The organism is Candidatus Pantoea soli (assembly GCF_007833795.1).
Classification (GTDB): Bacteria; Pseudomonadota; Gammaproteobacteria; order Enterobacterales; family Enterobacteriaceae; genus Pantoea; species Pantoea soli.
The window spans coordinates 2,776,979-2,791,719 of sequence record NZ_CP032702.1; the positions used below are offsets into that span (position 1 = coordinate 2,776,979).

The following is a 14,741-nucleotide window of genomic DNA, read 5'->3' on the forward strand; positions in this document are numbered from 1 at the left end:
AGCGGGCAGAGCCGCGCGCCGTCAGCTATTAACGCTGTACGGTATAGCACTGTGCGGGCGAACAGGTTTTGACCTGCATCAATCCCGGCCGGGCGACAGATTCTTTGCTAAGCTAACCAGCTGATTTGCTGAACATCAGCCGCCGGCTTTTTCTGCGGCGATGCCGCGTACTTTTGCCCTTCTGCTGGCGTTCGTGACACGTTAAGCTAACCCGATAATTCTGCAGGGAGTAAATGATGGCTGAGAAGCTGACCTGGCACGATGTGCTGGCTGAAGAGAAACAGAAACCCTATTTCGTTGAGACGCTGAAAGCGGTGGCGGATGAACGCGCGGCAGGCGTGACGGTTTATCCACCGCAAAAAGATGTGTTTAACGCCTTCCGGCTGACCGAACTGGGCGACGTCAAAGTGGTGATTCTGGGACAGGATCCGTACCACGGCCCGAACCAGGCGCACGGTCTGGCCTTTTCGGTGCTGCCGGGCGTGGCAATTCCGCCTTCGCTGCTGAATATGTACAAAGAGCTGGAGCAGGATATTCCCGGCTTCCGGCGTCCGCAGCACGGTTTTCTTGAAAGCTGGGCGAAGCAGGGTGTCCTGCTGCTGAATACCGTGCTGACGGTAGAGGCGGGCAAAGCCCACTCGCACGCGCGCTTCGGCTGGGAAACCTTTACCGATAACGTTATCAGCGTCATCAATACGCATCGTGAAGGGGTGATTTTTCTGCTGTGGGGCTCGCATGCGCAGAAGAAAGGCAGCATCATTGATACGCAACGTCATCACGTGCTGAAAGCACCACACCCTTCGCCGCTCTCGGCGCATCGCGGCTTCTTTGGCTGCAAACACTTTTCACAGGCTAACGCGCTGCTGAGTCAGGCTGGCGAAACGCCGATTGACTGGACGCCCGTGCTGCCCTGAAACAATCACGGCCGCACGGGGCGGCCGTTTTCGATGCAGAGCAGACTCAGCCTTTGGCTTTTGACACCGCAACCATTGCCGGACGCAGCAGGCGGCCGTTGAGGGTATAACCACGCTGCATCACCATCAGCACGTGGTTAGGCGCAACCTCTTCCGATTCCACCATCGACATCGCCTGATGGACATCCGGGTTGAATGGCACATGGGTATCGCCCACTACTTCCACGCCAAACTTACGTACCGCGCCCAGCAGCGATTTCAGCGTCAGCTCAATACCTTCAATCATTGATGACAGCGCGCTGTTTTCTTTATCCGCCACTTCCAGCGCACGTTCCAGGCTATCGATCACCGGCAGCAGCTCATTGGCGAATTTTTCCAGCGCGAATTTGTGCGCCTTTTCCACATCCATTTCAGCACGGCGACGGATGTTTTCGATCTCTGCCTGAGCACGCAGCTGTGCATCACGCACGCCGCCCTGCGCCTGGGCTAATTCCGCTTCCAGTTGCGCGATACGCTCGTCACGCGGATCCACCTCAGGTGCTGTCTCGGCTTCCGCGTGCTGCTGCTGATCCTGTTGAATTTCGTCTGAGACTTGCTCGTTTGGGGTGTTCTGTTCTTTACTACTCATGAATTTCTCCGCGTTTTGCACATTCATCTCGCTGGTTGGCTTATTATGGGGATCAGTTTGACGGTTTCAAGTGAACCCATCACATTGCCTGGCCGTTTTGGCTTATGAGGAACACCCGCTAAATGAACAAACACTTTAACTGCATTGGGATCGTTGGTCATCCGCGTCATCCTACTGCGTTAACCACCCATGAGATGCTCTGGCGCTGGCTGACCGCGAAGGGTTATGAGGTGATCGTTGAACAGCAGATTGCGCGCGAACTGGATTTAACCGACGTCCGCACCGGCAGTCTGGCGGAGATTGGCCAGTTCGCCGATCTGGCTGTCGTAGTGGGCGGCGATGGCAACATGCTGGGTGCCGCGCGCGTGCTGGCGCGCTACGACATCAAAGTGATTGGCATCAACCGCGGCAATCTCGGTTTTCTCACCGATCTCGACCCGGACAACGCGCAGCAGCAGCTGGATGACGTACTGCGGGGGGATTACTTCACAGAGAGCCGTTTTCTGCTGGAAGCGCAGGTGTGCAAAGAAGACTGCTCGCCGCGCATCGGCAGCGCCATCAATGAAGTGGTACTGCACCCGGGCAAAGTGGCGCACATGATCGAATTCGAAGTCTATATTGATGAGGTGTTTGCCTTTTCACAGCGCTCCGATGGTCTGATTATCTCTACCCCGACCGGCTCCACCGCTTATTCGCTTTCGGCAGGTGGCCCGATCCTCACGCCTTCGCTGGACGCAATTGTGCTGGTGCCGATGTTCCCGCACACGCTTTCCGCCCGACCGCTGGTGATCAACAGCAGCAGCACTATCCGTCTGCGCTTCTCCTCCCTGCGCAGCGACCTTGAGATTAGCTGTGACAGCCAGATTGCGCTGCCGATACAGGAAGGTGAGGATGTGCTGATTCGCCGCAGCGCCAACCATCTGAATCTGATTCACCCCAAAAATTATAACTATTTTAATACGTTAAGCTCGAAACTCGGCTGGTCTAAAAAATTGTTCTGAAAATCAATCCTGGCTACTTTACTGTATAAAAAACCAGTTTATACTGTATGAAAAACCATATCTGTTTTTACATACAGGTGATTGTATGCTGGCGCAACTGACCATCAGTAACTTTGCTATCGTTCGTGAACTGGAAATCGATTTTCATCGTGGTATGACAGCGATCACGGGAGAAACCGGCGCAGGGAAATCTATTGCTATCGATGCACTGGGCCTGTGTCTGGGTGGTCGTGCCGAAGCAGATATGGTGCGCCAGGGCGCCAGCCGTGCCGATATCTGCGCGCGTTTCCAGCTTAAATCCTCCCCTTCTGCCCAGGCGTGGCTGGTAGAAAATCAGCTGGATGAAGGCAACGAGTGTCTGCTGCGCCGCGTCATTAGCGCAGATGGTCGCTCGCGCGGCTTCATTAATGGCACCGCCGTGCCGCTGTCACAGCTGCGTGAACTGGGCCAGTTGCTGATCCAGATTCACGGCCAGCATGCTCACCAGCTCCTGCTTAAAACCGATCATCAGAAGCATCTGCTGGATGCCTATGCCGCACACGATGGCGCGCTGAGTGACATGCGTCAGCACTATCAGCGCTGGCATCAAAGCTGCCGCGCGCTGGCGCAGCACCAGCAGCTGTCCCAGGAGCGCGAAGCGCGTCGTGAACTGCTGCAGTATCAGCTCAAAGAGCTCAATGAATTTGCCCCGCAGCCAGGGGAATATGAGCAGATTGACGAAGAGTATAAGCGTCTGGCAAATAGCGGCCAGTTGCTGTCGACCAGCCAGCAGGCGCTGCAAATCCTTGCGGACAGCGATGACACTAACCTGCAGAGCCTGCTCTACAGCGCACGCAATATGCTGAGTGAGCTGGTCGCGCTGGATGACAAAGTCAGCGGCGTATTTAACCTGCTGGAAGAAGCTGCCATTCAGCTCAGCGAAGCCAGCGACGAACTGCGTCATTACTGTGAACGCCTCGATCTCGACCCGAATCGCCTCTATGAACTGGAACAGCGCCTGTCGCGCCAGATTGCGCTGGCGCGTAAGCATCATGTTTCCCCGGAAGCACTGCCGGTGCTCTATCAGCAGTTGCTGGATGAAGCCGAACAGCTTTCACAGCAGGAGAGCGATCAGGAAAGCCTGCAAAGCGAAGTGGTGCTGCATCATCAGGCGGCGATGGCCAGTGCACAAACGCTGCATGCACAGCGCGAACATGCGGCTCAGGAGCTGAGCCAGCTGATTACGCAAAGCATGCGCACGCTGGCCATGCCGCACGGTCAGTTCGCCATTGTGCTGGAATTCAATCCGGACCAGCTGACCGCAGAGGGTGCCAGCCGTATTGATTTCCGCGTGACCACCAACCCGGGCCAGCCGCTGCAGCCGCTGGGCAAAGTGGCGTCCGGCGGTGAGCTGTCACGTATTGCGCTGGCGATCCAGGTGATCACGGCGCAGAAGATGGAAACGCCGGCGATGATTTTCGACGAAGTCGACGTGGGCATCAGCGGACCGACCGCAGCGGTGGTTGGCCAGATGCTGCGTCAGCTGGGCGAATCCACCCAGGTAATGTGCGTCACGCACCTGCCGCAGGTGGCGGGTTGCGGCCATCAGCATTTCTACGTCAGTAAAGAGACCGATGGCGAGATGACTGAAACGCATATGCAGCCGCTGGACAAACGTGCGCGTCTGCAGGAGCTGGCGCGACTGCTGGGCGGCAGTGAAGTCACCCGCAACACGCTGGCTAATGCCAAAGAACTTTTAGCCGCCTGATAACGCACTTTTTTCCCGGTTGGTGGTCATATGCTTGCTCTGCAGAGGTTTTAAATAGGTCAAAGGTTTATTATCATCGGCAGCGATATCGCCATAATAAAGCCTGCCGTATGCAGAGTTCAGAATTTGATGGCAACAAAACTGCCTGTTGAAGGCGTTTGGCCCCAGAAAAGGAATGTAGAGATGCGCTGTAAAACGCTGACTGCCGCGGCAGTGGTAATGTTGATGATGACCGCCGGATGTTCCACGCTTGAGCGCGTGGTGTATCGTCCGGATATCAATCAGGGTAATTACCTGGTCGCCAACGATGTTTCAAAGATTCACACCGGCATGACGCAGCAGCAGGTGGCTTACACCCTCGGTACCCCGATGATGCGCGATCCGTTTGGCAGCAACGTCTGGTATTACGTGTTCCGTCAGGAACCAGGCCATGAGCGTGTTAAACAGCAAACGCTGACGCTGACGTTCGACAGCAATGGCACACTGACCAATATTGATAATAAACCGCGTCTGACCGGCACAGAAGGCTGATTGTGATGCAATAAAAAAGGCGCACCAGCGCCTTTTTTGTGTCTGCAGTCAGGCAAAGCGCCTACTTCTTCGCAGCTGAACGCTCAGCACGCTGGCGCCGCATCTCTTTGGGATCGGCAATCAGCGGACGATAAATCTCTACCCTATCGCCATCCTGCACTTCATCACCCAGCTTGACCGGTCGGCTGTAGATGCCAACTTTGTTGCTGGCGAGATCGATATCTTTACGCAGCGACAATATCCCCGAGGCCTTAATCGCCTGCTCGACCGTGGCGCCCTCTTCCAGCGTCACAGAGTGCAGATACTGTTTATCCGGCAGTGCGTAAACCACCTCAACGTGGATATCAGCCACGATAAACCTCTTTTGCCCGCTGCGTGAAAGCCTGCACCATGCTGTTGGCCAGCTCTTTAAAGATGCGGCCGAAGGCCATTTCCACCAGCATATTGGTGAACTCAAAGTCGAGATTCAGCTCCACTTTGCAGGCGTCGTCACCCAGGGAGACGAAATTCCAGCCACCGGAAAGCTTGCGGAACGGGCCATCAACCAGCTGCATATGAATGCTCTGATTGTCCGTCAGCGTGTTACGCGTGGTGAAGGTTTTACTGATACCGGCTTTGGAAACATCCACGGCCGCGGTCATCTGGTTTCCGTTGTTATCCAGCACGCGGCTGCCGGTGCAGCCCGGAAGAAATTCAGGATAAGCATCCACATCATTCACGAGCCGGTACATCTGTTCAGCGCTATAAGGGACCAGCGCTGAACGGCTAATCTGGGCCATAAGGGTTCCTGTTGGTCACAAAACCGTTGAATTATACCATTTTAAGCCATTAAACAAAAATTCACGGCTTTGCCAGCTGTGCTAAAATAGTGTGTTTTTTACCGCCCCGCAGGACAGGGGATGCGCCCACAGACTGAGTGATGTAGACTACGCCGCACTATGACTAAGAAAAAAGCTCACAAACCCGGTTCAGCCACGATTGCCCTCAACAAACGCGCCCGCCACGAATACTTCATTGAAGAAGAGTTCGAAGCAGGCTTATCGCTGCAGGGATGGGAAGTTAAATCACTCCGCGCCGGTAAGGCGAACATCAGTGACAGCTATATTCTGCTGCGCGATGGCGAAGCTTATCTGTTCGGCTCCACTTTTCAGCCGCTGGCCGTCGCCTCCAGCCATGTGGTCTGCGACCCTACACGTAACCGCAAACTGCTGCTGAATCAGCGCGAGCTGGATTCCCTGTACGGGCGCGTCAACCGCGAAGGCTACACGGTGGTCGCGCTGTCACTGTACTGGAAGAATGCCTGGGCCAAGCTGAAAATTGGCGTAGCGCGCGGTAAGAAAGAACATGATAAGCGCGCTGACATTAAAGATCGCGAATGGCAGATGGATAAAGCCCGGATCATGAAGAATTCCCGCCGTTAAGCGCTGGATTATTCAAACGTTTCTTGCTAGTATCAGAAGTCTTGGGGCTGATTCTGGATTCGACGGGATTCGCGAAACCCAAGGTGCATGCCGAGGTGCGGTAGGCCTCGCTAAAAAACCGCAAAAAAATAGTCGCAAACGACGAAAACTACGCTTTAGCAGCTTAATAACCTGCTCAGAGCCCTCTCTCCCTAGCCTCCGCTCTTAGGACGGGGATCAAGAGAGGTCAAACCTAAAAGAGATCGCGTGGATGCCCTGCCTGGGGTTGAAGCGTTAAATCCAATCAGGCTAGTTTGTTAGTGGCGTGTCTGTCCGCAGCTGGCAAGCGAATGTAAAGACCAGACTAAGCATGTAGTACCGAGGATGTAGGAATTTCGGACGCGGGTTCAACTCCCGCCAGCTCCACCAAAATTCTTCAAAGATGGTTCCAGAGCCATCCGTAGAAGTCCTAGAAGCCCGTATGGCACAAGCCCTGCGGGCTTTTTTGTGTCTGTAATCTCCCGGCGATCCGCCTGACTCCAGAGATAATTGGTACACGTTTAGGTACACGCTATAACGTGGGCCTAAAACGTGTACCAATTATGGACGGAAACCAGTCATGGGCGGATGATACGCCCCCTCACCAATAACGAAATCCTCAAAGCTAAGCCTCAGGAGAAAGACTTCACGCTAATGATGGTGATGGGCTTTTCCTGCTCGTCAAAACATCAGGTAAGAAGCTGTGGCGTTTTCGCTACCAGCGTCCAGAAAGCAGCAGTCGTACAAATCTCAGCCTAGGTTCTTACCCTGCCCTTACGCTCGCTGTCGCTCGCCAAATGCGTGACCAATATCTGTCTCTGCTTGCGCAAGGGATTGCCCCGCAGAAGCAGCAAGAGGAAGTATCGGAACAACGCCGAATCGAACTGGATAGCATTTTTTCAGTAGTGGCCGGAAGATGGTTCCAGCTTAAGAGCAAAAGCGTCACTGAGGACTACGCGAAGGATATTTGGCGATCACTGGAGAAGGACATATTCCCTACGATTGGTGAGATTCCTGTTCAAGCGCTTAAGGCCAGTACGATCGCTGAAGCATTGGAGCCGATAAAAGCTCGCGGGGCGCTTGAAACAGCCCGCCGTTTGGTTCAACGCATTAACGAGATCATGATTTATGCCGTCAATACGGGGTTAATTGATACAAATCCGGCTTCTGGCGTCGGTATGGCTTTTGAAAAACCTAAAAAGCAAAACATGCCTACGCTGCGCCCTGAAGAATTGCCAAAACTGATGCATTCTCTTAGGATGTCAAACTTGTCTGTTACAACTCGCTGTCTAATTGAATGGCAGCTTCTAACTCTTGTCCGCCCTTCTGAAGCTTCAGGCGCTCAATGGTTAGAAATCAATACAGAGGAGAGGCTCTGGACGATCCCTGCTGAACGGATGAAAGCAAAGCGCGAGCACATCGTCCCGTTGTCCCCGCAAGCGTTAGACATTCTGATGGTGATGAAGCCAATAAGTGGTCAACGTGAACATGTATTTCCAAGTAGAAATGATCCAAAGCAAGCAATGAATAGCCAGACTACTAATGCCGCATTAAAACGAATAGGCTATGGGGGAAAATTAGTTGCACATGGACTACGTTCTATAGCAAGCACAGCTCTAAACGAGGCTGGCTTCAATCCTGATGTGATAGAAGCGGCATTAGCTCATAGTGATAAAAATGAAGTCAGACGAGCATATAACCGTTCTTCATATCTCGAATTTAGAAAAGAATTAATGACGTGGTGGGGTAAAGAAGTTTACTTCAAATACAATACTGATAAATAAGGAAATAACAATGAGTTTAGAAGAAGAAGTAATTTTATCTAAAAAACAAATAATTTCTGATGGCTATGACATGTCTGTGGGTGAGGTGATGAATTTATACAGAGATAAAGAATTGGTCATATCCCCTGACTATCAACGATTATTTAGGTGGGAGCTATCGCAAAAAACCCGCTTTATCGAGTCTCTCTTATTAGGTATTCCAGTCCCTCCAATATTCGTACATCAAGATGAAGATGGCACTTGGGAATTGATTGATGAATTGCAACGTGTATCAACTATTTTAGAGTTTTCAGGTCTTTTGGAAAATAAAGATACTGGAGGTTTAGTCCCTGCTTCGACTTTAAGTGGAACCCAATTCCTTCCTAGTTTATCAAATAAAAAATGGAGTAACCCCGCCACGCCAGAAAATGAAATAGGGAAAACACTCCAATTAGAAATAAAAAGGGCAAGGTTACGCGTTGAAATATTACGAAAGGGCAGCGATCCCTATGCGAAATATGAATTATTCCAAAGGCTAAATACCGGAGGGGCGAATTTATCCGAGCAAGAAGTTCGAAATTGTATCGCAGTAATGCTTAACCCTGATCTATATCACTGGCTTAAAAATTGCTCTGAACAATCTGCTTTTACTATTACTACAAATCAAACCGATGATGCCATTGAAAAACAGGCGAACATGGAACTTCTGCTGAAGTTCTTTGCTTATCGACATTATCCCTATCAGCCTGGAATGGACGTCCATGAACATTTGGACTTTGCAAACGTGGAACTTTGTAAGGCAGGGATTGACATTAAAGATGAAGGAAAAGTATTCTTGGATATATTTAATTTACTAAATGATGCCCTTGGAAGTAAAGCATTTAAAAAGTGGGATGGCCAAGATTTTAAAGGTAAATTTCTTATTTCACTTTATGAAATTATTACTAACGGCCTACAATCAAATTATGACCAGATCTTTGCGATGCAAAACCCACAAGAAAGAATTGATTTTGTAGTTGAAAAGATAAAAAAACTATGGGAAACAGATGGTTTTACAAAAAACTCTGGTGCAGGCGTAAGGGGTACGACTCGATTAGCTAATTTATTGCCATTATCCATTGAACACTTCAAGGTTTAGGGGAGCATCCCAATGGCTAAGATACGAACCCTTGACTCCTTTCAGGATTATGTTGATTCTGAAATGGCATGGAGAATAAAAGAAATATCCCAGTTAACTGGAGCTATTGACTTATCTACTTCTGCATCTCAAAGAACAATGATCCGTGCTTCGATCCCATTATTGTATGCCCACTGGGAAGGCTTCATAAAAAAAAGCTCTGAAAAATACATTGAATACCTGTCTAATTTAAGATTACGGTATGCCGATTTAGAAGAATGTCTGATCGTATTGGGTATGCGTAAGCAACTTAACGTTATCGTTACTACTAATAAACATGACCTTCTATCTGAATCCCTGAATTTTATTCTATCAGGGCAATCGGAGAGAGCGACATTAAATTTTGACTCTGCTATACATACCGAATCAAATTTAAAATCACATGTATTCGATAATATAGCTAAAAGCATTGGGGTATCTGTTGAGCAATTTACCACGAAATACAACTTCATAGATGAAAGTCTATTGAAGCGTAGAAATAGCATAGCGCATGGTGAGTTCTTGGATGTAAACGCAAAACAGTGGAAAGAAATATCACAAGAAACACTAACTCTGATGAGATGCTTCAAAAATGAATTATTAAACAACGCATCAACAAAAAGATATCTAAAAAAGCAAGATATAGCTCATTAATCATAAAAAGGGCTGTATCACAACCTGATGCAGCCCCAATAAAAAACAAGCAACTAAAAAAGAAAAAACAAAGCATATTGCGAAATAACATTACATTAGATCCATAGCGAACATTGAGAACTACCCATTATAAATCCATTCTATAATTCAATAGTTATGTAAACTAAATTGCATAAGCTCTGTCATCTATCATTTAAAAAAAAAGCCATTCGATGATTGATATGATTACTGTTAACCTTTAATTCTTGGACGACCGAAAGTAAAAGCACATTCAACATAATCACTGGAAAATCATCAAAGGCCTCAACGCGCAATGCTATCCCCGCCACGCCTGCCCGCTTTATGTATCGCTTTTCATGCAACTGCATAACGCACGCCGTGCCGCGCCGGGCATGAGCTAAGCAAGGGAAAGCGGTACATGATTTTGCATGCAGATCCATGCATGCTATGCATGCACGGCTCTTTACAAAGCGGCTGGCCAGAAAAAAGCTTCGGGAAGAAAGAATATGGGCGCAAAAAAGCCTCTGGTGTGGCAGCGGCTGTACGGGATTAATGAATCTGGCGGAATGCTGAGCCGTAACGGCCCAGCGTCTGGCGTTCTCTTGCCGGTTCCGGTGGTGCTTCCGGTACGTTTTCCGGCTGTGGCGGTGCGGTGATGACCTTTGTGATGCTCTCATTCGTCTTGAAGGTACAGGAGCAGTCCAGGTTAGTGCACTGGTGATAACGCTCTTTTACCTGCTCTGACATATAGCGGCTCGATTTGGTATGTGCCGCGCTTTTGCAATAGGGACAGTGCATCATTTCTGGCTACCCTCCTGAAGCTTTGCACGCTGCGTCCGGATTGATTCAGCCAGTTTCTGGCGACGCACAGGATGGCGATAAAGCTCCATATCAATACCGGTTAACGGCGGGCAATACAGACCAATATTCTCCAGCAGCGGAGCCTCATTTAGTATGCTGTCTGGCAGAGCAGCCGCCGCCCGTGACAGCGCTTCACCAACCAGATAAGCCCGTCCTTAATCCGGTCCCGGTCATCACCGGCAAAAATCGGGGAAAGTTCTTCACGGCGGATACCCAGCTTAATGGCCCATAGCAGCGACGGACTTAAGTTATGCAGGCTGACTGTCAGTGAGCATCTGCAAATTTGGTCAACGCATCCCGGTGAGATTCGACGCTGGTCGATTTCTGCGGCTATCTAATGCCTATAAGCACCGCGACCGGGCTTTTTATAGGCAACGCTAATATCCGCCCGCTGAATCCGAAGTGCTACTTCTATCATGCTTACCTGTCTTTTATGGAATCGCGCGGCTATTAATACCCACGCAGCCTGACGGCCTTCGGCCAGGCTGTGCCGCAGCCCCTAAAAAATATGAGCGCGTGCTGCTTAAGCGCCGTACGAATAACGGTATATAACCCAATCTCACGCTGCACGAGGAGAGCGTGGGACTGGTAACCCTCATGCAGTCAGTAAACCTCACGGAAAACGAACCGGCTCAAGCCAGTTTCTTTACATTTCAGCCCTGAGTGATTACTGCATATGTACACCTGTGTACATGCAACCCTTAACTCTTCACAACCTAACGAACGGATTTAAAATACTTAAAACCTCACATCAATAGGATAAATACGTCTTACTAAAATAATTTATGGCCCTGAAATAATTCATCATGTCAGAAAAAGGTTATGATCGTCCGGTTTGTTTTCTAAACCCATGAGGCTGCATTATGGATGATGGCATAAAGATCGCGATGTCCCCTGTTCAGCTTGCTGCCGCACTCTCTGACAAGACAGTGACAGAAGCGGAGACGATGGGTAACCGCCTTCTTGGAGGGCTGGGGCTTATCATGGGTTCACTTGAGCTGGCAGGCGCCACCGCGCTTTGTATCGCACCTGAACCTACCGGATTAACAAAAGCAGGATGTGTAGTTGTCGGCGCACATAGTCTTGATAGCATTCACGCTGCGGCAAACCAGCTCATTGTAGGCAGAGATACCCGCACGGCAACTTACGAGGCAGCAACAGCAATTGCCAAATCCTTTGGAGCAGATAACGATACAGCGATGAAAATCGGCCTGACTGTCGATATCGCTGTTCCATTAGGATTTGCACTTGGCATCGGCGCAAGTCGGGTAGCATCAGTAAGAGCTGGCCGCATCAAACTCAGTGAACATGAGTCAATGACGGGTTTTAAACCCGGCGGGCATACGCTTTCCACACATGTTGGCAAAAGTGATGCAGAGTTGTTAGCCCGCTTTGATGCGAATAAGCGTTTGCAGTATTCCACCACCTTTACCAACGTGCAGGTAGCAGAAGAAGCCATATCGAGAGCGCTCTTTGCTAACCGGGGCGTTATAAAATCCGTTCTTGCCGGAGGCAGGCAGGGAGCCAGGCTGACTATTCGTAATGCATCAGGTAAAGCGATTGGCTACGGTTTCCGGCGCGGGAGTAACCAGCGGATAGTCATGACAAATGTGAGAATTGTTATTGAGTTTCAGCAATATAACGGCAAACCCTATTACATTCTCACCGCGTTCCCGGATCTATAGGTACAAAATGCAAAACTTCCACTTTCTTGACCAACTGATTTTCGGTTATTTCAACCAGGACGCCGACATCATTAATGATGGCGAGGATACAATTGAAGGCATAGTACGGCTATTCAAAAAGTCAGCACCAGACTGGATGCTCCAAGATCTTGTCGAAGAAGTTGATGGTTTTATCTCCGCATATGGTAACGGTGTCGAAGAGGAGTTCAGGAGACGATACGGGTTTGATTTTTCGCCTGAACTTTGGGAAACCACTGCTCATGAATTCCTGATGACAGTACGTCAGATCTCGTCAGAGACATGAGGTTTTCAGGAGTACATTTCCTGATGAGAAAAAATAATTGGTACACGTTTAGGTACACGGAAGAAAACTGAATTAAATAAAAACTTTTAAAACAATTATTTGGGATATGTATTCAGATTCCGCCAGCCCGACGAAGTCCTGAGAGCCCGCACGGCGCAAGCCTGCGGGCTTTTTTATACCTGCAACCTTCAGGGATGATCAGCCTGAATCCAGTGACAATGAGTACAGATTCAGACACACACCACGCCCCTATTCTCCCTTCTCACAACAGCCTTTTGCCGCCGCTGTGCAACGCCAATCGTAACCCGCCTGAAACAGCGCTCTGATTCACTTACAGTTTTATCCTAATGCGCAACATTGCTCTCTGTGCCAGTGTTAACTACGCTCATAACACCAATGACACTCAATGAGGGACTATGATGAAAAAGACACTGATTGCCGCATCCGCTCTTCTGCTGGCTTCTTCCGCTTTTGCTGCCACTACACATGCCACCGATGAGACCGTTGCTAATGCTCAGGCTGGCGCGGATACCGCCAAAGAGAAACTGCATCAGGCGCAGCATCAGGGCGAAGAGCAGCGTCTCAAAGCTAAACATGCTGCCGAAGGTAAAAGCGACAACCTGACCAGCAAAACCAGCGAAGGCGCGCAGAAAACCTGGAACAAAACCAAAGAAGGCACCGAGAAAGGGTGGGATGCCACCAAAGAAGGAACCAAAAAAGGCTGGAACAAAACCAAAGAAGGTGCCAGCGATCTGAAGAAAAAAGTCACTGAGTAATCTTCAGCAAATTTCACTAAGGCCGCGATGCGGCCTTTTTTGTGCCTGCCACTAACCGGATTGATACAAAACGCTGCGATCCCGCTCCTGGATTCGGGTTAATTCCTAAGTAGTGATTGATTAATGAGCAGCCTGCGCGAATAGTAAGCGAACCGGCCATCGGGTGCCGGCACAAGGAGAAAGCGCATGGGATATTACGTACTGAAAAAAAGTGATACAGCATTGTCACAGAAATACTGGTTTGTGCTTAAAGCCAGCAACGGCGAAACCATCGCCACCAGCGAGATGTACAGCTCTAAACAGGCGGCGGTAAACGGCATCCGCTCGGTGCAGCAGAACGGTACGTCGACCACCCTTCACGACGAGACCTGACTTCGCGCAGCCTGCGCAGTGATGCGCAAAGCCGGGTCATTGCCCCTGCAATACTCTTTGACCTGTCATAGCGGCGTAATGGATTACGCGATGCATCGCGCCGCTACACCTCACTGGCGAGCGGTTGTCACGCAGCACCACAGGCCCCCCCTCAAACGCCACCAGCGCTTTGCATCCGCCGGCCTTTGCCCCTACACTTGCCGCATCGCCCTTAACCATTAATTAAATTTATGTCCGATACATTTCAACGCCAGCCGCTGCCCTTACCCAATGGCCACAATAAAGTGCTGTTGCACTCCTGCTGCGCGCCCTGCTCGGGCGAAGTGATGGAAGCGATGCTGGCTTCCGGCATCGATTACACTATCTTCTTCTATAATCCGAACATCCATCCGCTGAAAGAGTACGAGCTGCGCAAAGAGGAGAACATCCGCTTTGCTGAAAAGTTTGGCGTGCCTTTTGTTGATGCCGATTACGACAAAGACAACTGGTTCGAGCGCGCGCGGGGCATGGAGTGGGAGCCGGAGCGCGGCGAGCGTTGCACCATGTGTTTTGATATGCGCTTTGAACGCACCGCGCTCTATGCGCATGAGCACGGCTTTCCGGTGATCACCAGTTCGCTGGGCATCTCGCGCTGGAAGAATATGCAGCAAATCAATGACTGCGGTGTACGGGCGGCGGCGCGCTATCCGGATATGCTCTACTGGGAGTTTAACTGGCGCAAAGGCGGCGGTTCGTCACGCATGATAGAGATCAGCAAACGCGAACGCTTTTACCAGCAGGAGTACTGCGGCTGTATCTATTCGCTGCGCGATACCAACCGTCATCGCGTCGCCAGCGGACGCGAGCGCATTGAAATTGGTGTGCAGTATTACGCGCCGGACGAGTAACCGCGTTGCTTGCTGGCGCACGC

17 protein-coding genes, 1 other RNA gene and 2 pseudogenes are annotated in these 14,741 nt (G+C 50.3%); 15 read left to right on the forward strand and 5 right to left on the reverse strand.

Features of this window, described 5'->3' with window-relative positions; all coding sequences use genetic code 11:
- The first annotated feature begins 236 nt into the window (after positions 1 to 236).
- Entirely contained in the window at positions 237 to 914 is a 678-nt protein-coding gene (ung, locus tag D8B20_RS12925; protein ID WP_145890569.1) for a uracil-DNA glycosylase, read from the forward strand.
- 46 nt (positions 915 to 960) lie between these two features.
- Here the strand turns inward: ung and grpE are convergent, their stop codons facing one another.
- Positions 961 to 1,542: a nucleotide exchange factor GrpE gene (grpE, locus tag D8B20_RS12930; RefSeq protein ID WP_145889254.1), complete on the reverse strand. Its 582-nt coding sequence runs from the start codon at positions 1,540 to 1,542 to the stop codon at positions 961 to 963.
- Positions 1,543 to 1,664: 122 nt separating this feature from the next.
- Here grpE and nadK point away from each other — a divergent pair, with 122 nt between their 5' ends.
- The 3 genes from nadK (at position 1,665) to bamE (ending at position 4,821) form a co-directional block, all read left to right on the forward strand.
- Positions 1,665 to 2,543: an NAD(+) kinase gene (gene nadK / locus D8B20_RS12935; RefSeq protein WP_145889255.1), complete on the forward strand. Its 879-nt coding sequence runs from the start codon at positions 1,665 to 1,667 to the stop codon at positions 2,541 to 2,543.
- 85 nt (positions 2,544 to 2,628) lie between these two features.
- Positions 2,629 to 4,290 (forward strand): DNA repair protein RecN, encoded by a 1,662-nt coding sequence (gene recN, locus D8B20_RS12940; RefSeq protein ID WP_145889256.1) that lies wholly within the window; start codon positions 2,629 to 2,631, stop codon positions 4,288 to 4,290.
- Positions 4,291 to 4,473: 183 nt separating this feature from the next.
- Positions 4,474 to 4,821 carry an outer membrane protein assembly factor BamE gene (gene bamE / locus D8B20_RS12945; RefSeq protein ID WP_145889257.1) on the forward strand — a complete coding sequence of 116 codons (348 nt, stop codon included), beginning with the start codon at positions 4,474 to 4,476 and terminating at the stop codon, positions 4,819 to 4,821.
- A gap of 61 nt (positions 4,822 to 4,882) precedes the next feature.
- Here bamE and D8B20_RS12950 read toward each other — a convergent pair whose 3' ends face one another.
- A complete protein-coding gene (locus D8B20_RS12950) occupies positions 4,883 to 5,176 on the reverse strand; it encodes an RnfH family protein (RefSeq protein WP_186454436.1) in 294 nt (97 codons plus the stop codon).
- A complete protein-coding gene (locus tag D8B20_RS12955; protein ID WP_145889259.1) occupies positions 5,166 to 5,600 on the reverse strand; it encodes a type II toxin-antitoxin system RatA family toxin in 435 nt (144 codons plus the stop codon). The genes D8B20_RS12950 and D8B20_RS12955 overlap by 11 nt, the downstream gene beginning before the upstream one ends.
- Positions 5,601 to 5,759: 159 nt before the next feature.
- Between D8B20_RS12955 and smpB the strand changes: the two genes are divergently transcribed.
- The 5 genes and pseudogenes from smpB (at position 5,760) to D8B20_RS12980 (ending at position 9,833) form a co-directional block, all read left to right on the forward strand.
- Complete coding sequence (gene smpB, locus D8B20_RS12960) at positions 5,760 to 6,242, forward strand: SsrA-binding protein SmpB (RefSeq protein ID WP_145889260.1); 483 nt, start codon at positions 5,760 to 5,762, stop codon at positions 6,240 to 6,242.
- Between the two features lie 43 nt (positions 6,243 to 6,285).
- Positions 6,286 to 6,650, forward strand: a transfer-messenger RNA (tmRNA) gene (gene ssrA / locus D8B20_RS12965).
- Between the two features lie 198 nt (positions 6,651 to 6,848).
- Positions 6,849 to 8,044 (forward strand): annotated as a pseudogene (locus tag D8B20_RS12970) (integrase domain-containing protein).
- Positions 8,045 to 8,054: 10 nt separating this feature from the next.
- Positions 8,055 to 9,161: a DUF262 domain-containing protein gene (locus tag D8B20_RS12975; protein WP_145889261.1), complete on the forward strand. Its 1,107-nt coding sequence runs from the start codon at positions 8,055 to 8,057 to the stop codon at positions 9,159 to 9,161.
- A 12-nt stretch (positions 9,162 to 9,173) separates the two neighbouring features.
- A complete protein-coding gene (locus D8B20_RS12980; RefSeq protein WP_145889262.1) occupies positions 9,174 to 9,833 on the forward strand; it encodes an MAE_28990/MAE_18760 family HEPN-like nuclease in 660 nt (219 codons plus the stop codon).
- Between the two features lie 182 nt (positions 9,834 to 10,015).
- On the opposite strand, the gene D8B20_RS12985 is transcribed toward D8B20_RS12980, so the two are convergent.
- Together D8B20_RS12985 and D8B20_RS12990 are read right to left on the reverse strand one after the other, a co-directional pair.
- Positions 10,016 to 10,201: a hypothetical protein gene (locus D8B20_RS12985; RefSeq protein WP_186454374.1), complete on the reverse strand. Its 186-nt coding sequence runs from the start codon at positions 10,199 to 10,201 to the stop codon at positions 10,016 to 10,018.
- Between the two features lie 181 nt (positions 10,202 to 10,382).
- Positions 10,383 to 10,634, reverse strand: a complete 252-nt coding sequence (locus D8B20_RS12990; RefSeq protein WP_145889264.1) for an ogr/Delta-like zinc finger family protein — start codon at positions 10,632 to 10,634, stop codon at positions 10,383 to 10,385.
- 373 nt (positions 10,635 to 11,007) lie between these two features.
- Between D8B20_RS12990 and D8B20_RS13000 the strand changes: the two are divergent.
- From D8B20_RS13000 to D8B20_RS13025, 6 genes and pseudogenes are all read left to right on the forward strand, one after another.
- Positions 11,008 to 11,246, forward strand: a pseudogene (locus D8B20_RS13000) (primase-like DNA-binding domain-containing protein); the annotation flags it as partial.
- Positions 11,247 to 11,557: 311 nt separating this feature from the next.
- Positions 11,558 to 12,379, forward strand: coding sequence for an RNase A-like domain-containing protein (locus D8B20_RS13005; protein WP_145889265.1), 822 nt, complete (start codon positions 11,558 to 11,560; stop codon positions 12,377 to 12,379).
- A 7-nt stretch (positions 12,380 to 12,386) separates the two neighbouring features.
- Entirely contained in the window at positions 12,387 to 12,683 is a 297-nt protein-coding gene (locus D8B20_RS13010; RefSeq protein ID WP_145889266.1) for a contact-dependent growth inhibition system immunity protein, read from the forward strand.
- Between the two features lie 419 nt (positions 12,684 to 13,102).
- Positions 13,103 to 13,459 carry a KPN_00521 family repetitive protein gene (locus D8B20_RS13015; RefSeq protein ID WP_145890570.1) on the forward strand — a complete coding sequence of 119 codons (357 nt, stop codon included), beginning with the start codon at positions 13,103 to 13,105 and terminating at the stop codon, positions 13,457 to 13,459.
- A 186-nt stretch (positions 13,460 to 13,645) separates the two neighbouring features.
- Entirely contained in the window at positions 13,646 to 13,831 is a 186-nt protein-coding gene (locus D8B20_RS13020; RefSeq protein WP_145889267.1) for a YegP family protein, read from the forward strand.
- A 230-nt stretch (positions 13,832 to 14,061) separates the two neighbouring features.
- The gene (locus D8B20_RS13025; protein WP_145889268.1) at positions 14,062 to 14,718 is read left to right on the forward strand and encodes an epoxyqueuosine reductase QueH; all 657 of its coding nucleotides are present in this window, start codon (positions 14,062 to 14,064) and stop codon (positions 14,716 to 14,718) included.
- The last annotated feature ends 23 nt before the right edge of the window (positions 14,719 to 14,741 follow it).

Coding starts and splice junctions, on each gene's coding strand:
- ung (WP_145890569.1), top strand. CDS start 237: ATGGCTGAGAAGCTGACCTGGCACGATGTGCTGGCTGAAGAGAAACAG.
- grpE (WP_145889254.1), bottom strand. CDS start 1,542: ATGAGTAGTAAAGAACAGAACACCCCAAACGAGCAAGTCTCAGACGAA.
- nadK (WP_145889255.1), top strand. CDS start 1,665: ATGAACAAACACTTTAACTGCATTGGGATCGTTGGTCATCCGCGTCAT.
- recN (WP_145889256.1), top strand. CDS start 2,629: ATGCTGGCGCAACTGACCATCAGTAACTTTGCTATCGTTCGTGAACTG.
- bamE (WP_145889257.1), top strand. CDS start 4,474: ATGCGCTGTAAAACGCTGACTGCCGCGGCAGTGGTAATGTTGATGATG.
- D8B20_RS12955 (WP_145889259.1), bottom strand. CDS start 5,600: ATGGCCCAGATTAGCCGTTCAGCGCTGGTCCCTTATAGCGCTGAACAG.
- smpB (WP_145889260.1), top strand. CDS start 5,760: ATGACTAAGAAAAAAGCTCACAAACCCGGTTCAGCCACGATTGCCCTC.
- D8B20_RS12975 (WP_145889261.1), top strand. CDS start 8,055: ATGAGTTTAGAAGAAGAAGTAATTTTATCTAAAAAACAAATAATTTCT.
- D8B20_RS12980 (WP_145889262.1), top strand. CDS start 9,174: ATGGCTAAGATACGAACCCTTGACTCCTTTCAGGATTATGTTGATTCT.
- D8B20_RS12985 (WP_186454374.1), bottom strand. CDS start 10,201: ATGCAGTTGCATGAAAAGCGATACATAAAGCGGGCAGGCGTGGCGGGG.
- D8B20_RS12990 (WP_145889264.1), bottom strand. CDS start 10,634: ATGATGCACTGTCCCTATTGCAAAAGCGCGGCACATACCAAATCGAGC.
- D8B20_RS13005 (WP_145889265.1), top strand. CDS start 11,558: ATGGATGATGGCATAAAGATCGCGATGTCCCCTGTTCAGCTTGCTGCC.
- D8B20_RS13010 (WP_145889266.1), top strand. CDS start 12,387: ATGCAAAACTTCCACTTTCTTGACCAACTGATTTTCGGTTATTTCAAC.
- D8B20_RS13015 (WP_145890570.1), top strand. CDS start 13,103: ATGAAAAAGACACTGATTGCCGCATCCGCTCTTCTGCTGGCTTCTTCC.
- D8B20_RS13020 (WP_145889267.1), top strand. CDS start 13,646: ATGGGATATTACGTACTGAAAAAAAGTGATACAGCATTGTCACAGAAA.
- D8B20_RS13025 (WP_145889268.1), top strand. CDS start 14,062: ATGTCCGATACATTTCAACGCCAGCCGCTGCCCTTACCCAATGGCCAC.